At 42.3% G+C, this 4,180-nt stretch carries 5 protein-coding genes and 1 pseudogene; 2 read left to right on the top strand and 4 right to left on the bottom strand.

Annotated elements, in window-relative coordinates; all coding sequences use genetic code 11:
* Window positions 1-15: 15 nt before the first annotated feature.
* A complete protein-coding gene (nagA, locus tag PX636_RS13255; RefSeq protein WP_288117545.1) occupies window positions 16-1,167 on the top strand; it encodes an N-acetylglucosamine-6-phosphate deacetylase in 1,152 nt (383 codons plus the stop codon).
* Here nagA and ccmS read toward each other — a convergent pair.
* The 4 genes from ccmS to PX636_RS13275 form a co-directional block, all read right to left on the bottom strand.
* Complete coding sequence (gene ccmS / locus PX636_RS13260) at window positions 1,123-1,563, bottom strand: beta-carboxysome assembly chaperone CcmS (protein WP_041804412.1); 441 nt, start codon at window positions 1,561-1,563, stop codon at window positions 1,123-1,125. The two genes, nagA and ccmS, sit on opposite strands and share 45 nt — an antisense overlap.
* 127 nt (window positions 1,564-1,690) lie before the next feature.
* The gene (locus PX636_RS13265; RefSeq protein WP_288117547.1) at window positions 1,691-2,704 is read right to left on the bottom strand and encodes an aldo/keto reductase; all 1,014 of its coding nucleotides are present in this window, start codon (window positions 2,702-2,704) and stop codon (window positions 1,691-1,693) included.
* Between the two features lie 251 nt (window positions 2,705-2,955).
* Window positions 2,956-3,273 carry a slr1957 family protein gene (locus tag PX636_RS13270; RefSeq protein WP_288117549.1) on the bottom strand — a complete coding sequence of 106 codons (318 nt, stop codon included), beginning with the start codon at window positions 3,271-3,273 and terminating at the stop codon, window positions 2,956-2,958.
* A 244-nt stretch (window positions 3,274-3,517) separates the two neighbouring features.
* Window positions 3,518-4,078, bottom strand: coding sequence for a 5-formyltetrahydrofolate cyclo-ligase (locus PX636_RS13275; protein WP_002762343.1), 561 nt, complete (start codon window positions 4,076-4,078; stop codon window positions 3,518-3,520).
* A gap of 32 nt (window positions 4,079-4,110) precedes the next feature.
* Between PX636_RS13275 and PX636_RS13280 the strand changes: the two are divergent.
* Window positions 4,111-4,180 (top strand): annotated as a pseudogene (locus PX636_RS13280) (glutaredoxin 3); the annotation flags it as partial.

A 4,180-nucleotide genomic window follows, 5' to 3' on the forward strand; every position in this document is an offset into this window, starting at 1 on the left:
TAGTTTTCTGCTTCTATGATAACCCTAATTAACGCTAGAATTCCCGCCCATCAGGATCGACAACAAATAGAGATAAATACTGCTGGAAAGATCGAGAGGATAACGGAGATGGGGGGAAAGACAAGAGGGGAAAAGATTATCGATATGGAAGGGGATTGGCTATCGTTGGGAGGAGTAGATTTACAGATCAACGGAGGGTTAGGATTAGCATTTCCCGACTTAGAAATAACAGATCTAGAAAAGTTAGATAAGATTAGCGATTATCTTGAGAATCAAGGAATTGATGGTTATCTGCCCACCTTAGTAACCACGTCTGTGGAGAAATTTCAAAAATCCCTCTCAGTAATTGCCAAATATATCGAGAAACAGAAACAGGAAAATCGAGCGAGCGCGCAGGTTTTAGGAGTACATTTAGAGGGACCATTTTTAAACTATGAAAAAAGGGGGGCGCATCCAGCCCAATATCTTTTAAACCCAAGTATAGAAACAGTAGATAAAATCTTTGGGGACTACTTATCGATCGTAAAAATTATTACCCTAGCCCCAGAATTAGATAGTAGCGGTATGGTGATTAAATACTTAAGCGATCGAGGGATTACCGTCAGTTTAGGACATTCGCAAGCGAGTCAAGAAATAGCCAAAAAAGCCTTTTTACAGGGGGCAAAAATGGTTACTCATGCCTTTAATGCCATGCCTCCTTTACACCATCGTCAACCGGGGTTATTAGGGGAAGCAATTATCAATCGCGAGGTGTATTGTGGGTTAATTGCCGATGGTCAACACATCCATCCAACTATGATAGAATTATTACTAAAAGCCAGTAATTATCATCGAGGAATTTTCTTAGTTAGTGATGCTTTAGCGCCGATCGGTTTAGAAGATGGTGTCTATCCTTGGGACGAGAGAGAAATTGAAGTTAAACAGGGAACAGCAAGACTTTTTGACGGTACTTTAGCGGGAACAACCTTACCCTTATTACAAGGAGTAGCCAATTTAGTTAACTGGGGAATATGTGATTTAGAAACGGCGATTCTTCTAGGGACAGAATCCCCCAGAAAAGCGATCGGATTAGCGGGTTTATCGGTGGGACAACCTGCCAACTTTTTGCGCTGGCAATCGGCATCAAATTGGGAAAGATTGGATTTCAGTCAGCATTTTGGCCTCTAACTGTTGAATGAGGGTATCGAGATCCACTTCGAGGCGATTAAAACATTCAGGGGGGGAAAGATCGGGTTGAAAATAAATCAATTTTACCTGACCATCACCGATAGCAACTATAGCCACTTCTTCCCTGGGATTATAGCGATAGATAATCCCAAGCATCTCTTGAATTTTACAATTAACCTTGCGATTTAATTTCTCTAGAGCCTCCCTAGAACAACAGACAAAATGGGGCTGGGGTTTAAGATCGATGCCCAGGGTTTCTTGGGCATCTTCTCCCCATTCCGAGAGTAAACCCCACATTAAACCGGCTAATTCCTGTTGATTTTCTTGCACGAATTGATCTAATTGATAGCGCCATTGATTAGCGGGATCATCGGGGATTGGTTGTTCAAATCTCATCATTAGCCTCTTTTCAGTTATCAGTCTTCAGTTATCAGTTATCAGTTCTTAATAAGGGGTGTGCCGATCCCCCCTTAGTCCCCCCTTAATAAGGGGGGGAAGCTGACAATTTTTAACACCTACCTACTTAACGACGGTACTCATCACCGCAATCACCGATTAACTGCAATAAATCCCGGGATTTTTGCAAGACATGATCAATTTTTTGATAGTCTTGGGGGGATAATTGAAAATCGAAAATACGGGCATTTTCTTGGATATGTTCAGCAACACCCAAACGCACCCCGATAATTGCCCCAGCTACGGCTTTTTGTTCGAGAACGTAACGCACTGCCACATTAGGAATGGTGACGTGATAGGAATCAGCGATCGCTTTAAGAACGGTTAATAATTCTTGGAATAATTGCCAGTTTCCCCAAGCATTGATCATGTTTTTATATTTCCGTAAACTAGCGGTATTGAGACTCATGGGATTGGGTTCAGGATGACCGAGATATTTTGCCCCTAATAAGCCTCCTGCTAGAGTACCATAGGCGAGTAGATAGATGTTATGTTCTTGGCAAAATTGTGCCATTTTGACGAGGGGACGGCGATCGATTAGAGAAAACTGGACTTGATTGGAGACTATTTTAATCCCGGTGCTGAGAATAATTTTTAAATGTTCCGTGTCGAAATTAGTCAAGGCCAGGTGTTTAATTTTGCCTTCCTGTTGTAATTCTCCTAAAAAATATAAGGCATCTAGATAATTTTTATCGCGATAATCCCACCAGTGAAACTGCAATAAATCGAGACTATCCACATCCATGCGACGCAAGGAAATAGCGATATTTTTTTCGACTATTTCCTTAGTCATTTTACCCGGACGGGGAACCCATTTAGTGAAAGCTTGCAGATTATTTAAAGCATCAATGCCCCTTTGGGCGACTAATTGACGACGAAATTCACCGATAAAATCTTCGGCTGGACCGTAATGATCGGCCAGATCCCAAGTGGTGAAACCGGCATCTAGATAGGAGAACATACTAGGGATCGCTTTTTGGGGTGCGATCGAACCATGGGACCCTGAAACTTGCCACATTCCGTTCAAAATACGACAAATTTCCAGATCGGGGGTAAACTGTAAGCGACGAGATTCGGACATGGGGACTTTTCAGTGTTGCCAAAGGCACGGCGTAGCCGTCCAGTAAACAGTAAACAGTAATCAGTGAAAAGACAGCAGAAAACTGCCATTGAATACTGCTCACTTAATATTCTATTCTCCTACTGACCACTGATCACCGATTACTGATTCAAGACAGATCGATCGTCCCTGTCCAGAAAAAAGCGGTAAAGGGGAAGACTTTCGGAAAAATCTCCCCCTTTTTGGGTTTTTGCTGCTCAATTTTTGCTGGGTTAATATTCCACTTCCAATCGCGCTGCGGTGACAGCATCAAAAGCGAAAGCGAGAACTATAGGCATAGGACAAGCGAGGGTGATACAGAGAATTAAAGCTGTTACAGTCAATCCGATCGCCACTCCTAACCAAAGTTTTTCGGCAGGAGATAGACCTTTTTGGCGCTTAATGTTTTGTAACACTTTGGTGGGAATTGGTTCTGGCATCACAGCATTGGGAGGGAATGCCCAATAATTACTGTAGCGTTCGAGAAATAGCTCTGTCCAGCCGTTTTCTTGACACCATTCTTGAATCCATTGTTCGTGAAAGTGTTTCATTGCTTCCCTGTTGACTTTTTCTGGTGATTACTTTAAACATCTCCTGATGTGAATTTCATCCTAGCAAAGCTATCTTCAGGGTCGATCGGATTCAATAAAACTTAATATATGAGTAGTCGGTGGGTAAAATGTATTCTAAGATACGGTGCCAGCGAACGACCAAAACGAACCACAAAGACACAAAGGACACAAAGATCGATCGCTCCTATATAAGTTAAACCGATCACACAAAAGGAAATAATTGTTAAAAAATTTCGGTTCTTGATTCGGTACAGATTGCCTGTAATTTTTGGTCCCAAGTATCGAGGGGAAGGGTATCGAGATAGGCAAAGTCAAAGACAATCCCGATCGAGGGGATAGCTTGCCATTCGGGGGAATGTAAGAGACGATCAAAATAACCTCCCCCGTAACCTAAGCGATAACCTTGGCGATCGCAAGCGACGGCGGGAATTAATAGTAAGTCCACTTCAGCCGGTAAAATGAGAGGAGCGATCGCTGTTGGTTCGTAGATGCCATAACGATTTAATTCTAGGGGATCGTCGGCAGTCCAACAGTGCCAAGTCAGGCTATCTCCGTCACAACGGGGAAAACCCCAGCGATGGTGTTGGCAAAATAAGGAACTTAAATCCGGCTCTTGACGATAACTGAAGTAAGCGAGAATGGTTTTAGCGTGCTGAAAGAGGGGTAAAGATTGTAAATTTTTGCAAAGTTGCTGACTATTTTCTTGCCAAATATGCTTAGGAAGCGCTCGTCTTTGGGCAATTAGTTGTTTGCGTAATTGGGCTTTTTTGGTAGCAGAATCCATAAAATAGAGATAAATATTTCTGTAGTCACAAGATGCTAAATCTATTTAACTCGCTTTTTGGGCGTTATAACGAGAATATCAAGGCCAATGTGGAAATTTACA

This window comes from Microcystis sp. M53598_WE2 (assembly GCF_030067735.1).
GTDB classification, from domain to species: domain Bacteria; phylum Cyanobacteriota; class Cyanobacteriia; order Cyanobacteriales; family Microcystaceae; genus Microcystis; species Microcystis aeruginosa.

Bases quoted from the DNA above. Each gene is read 5' to 3' on its own strand.
- nagA (WP_288117545.1), top strand. From the start codon at position 16: ATGATAACCCTAATTAACGCTAGAATTCCCGCCCATCAGGATCGACAA.
- ccmS (WP_041804412.1), bottom strand. From the start codon at position 1,563: ATGAGATTTGAACAACCAATCCCCGATGATCCCGCTAATCAATGGCGC.
- PX636_RS13265 (WP_288117547.1), bottom strand. From the start codon at position 2,704: ATGTCCGAATCTCGTCGCTTACAGTTTACCCCCGATCTGGAAATTTGT.
- PX636_RS13270 (WP_288117549.1), bottom strand. From the start codon at position 3,273: ATGAAACACTTTCACGAACAATGGATTCAAGAATGGTGTCAAGAAAAC.
- PX636_RS13275 (WP_002762343.1), bottom strand. From the start codon at position 4,078: ATGGATTCTGCTACCAAAAAAGCCCAATTACGCAAACAACTAATTGCC.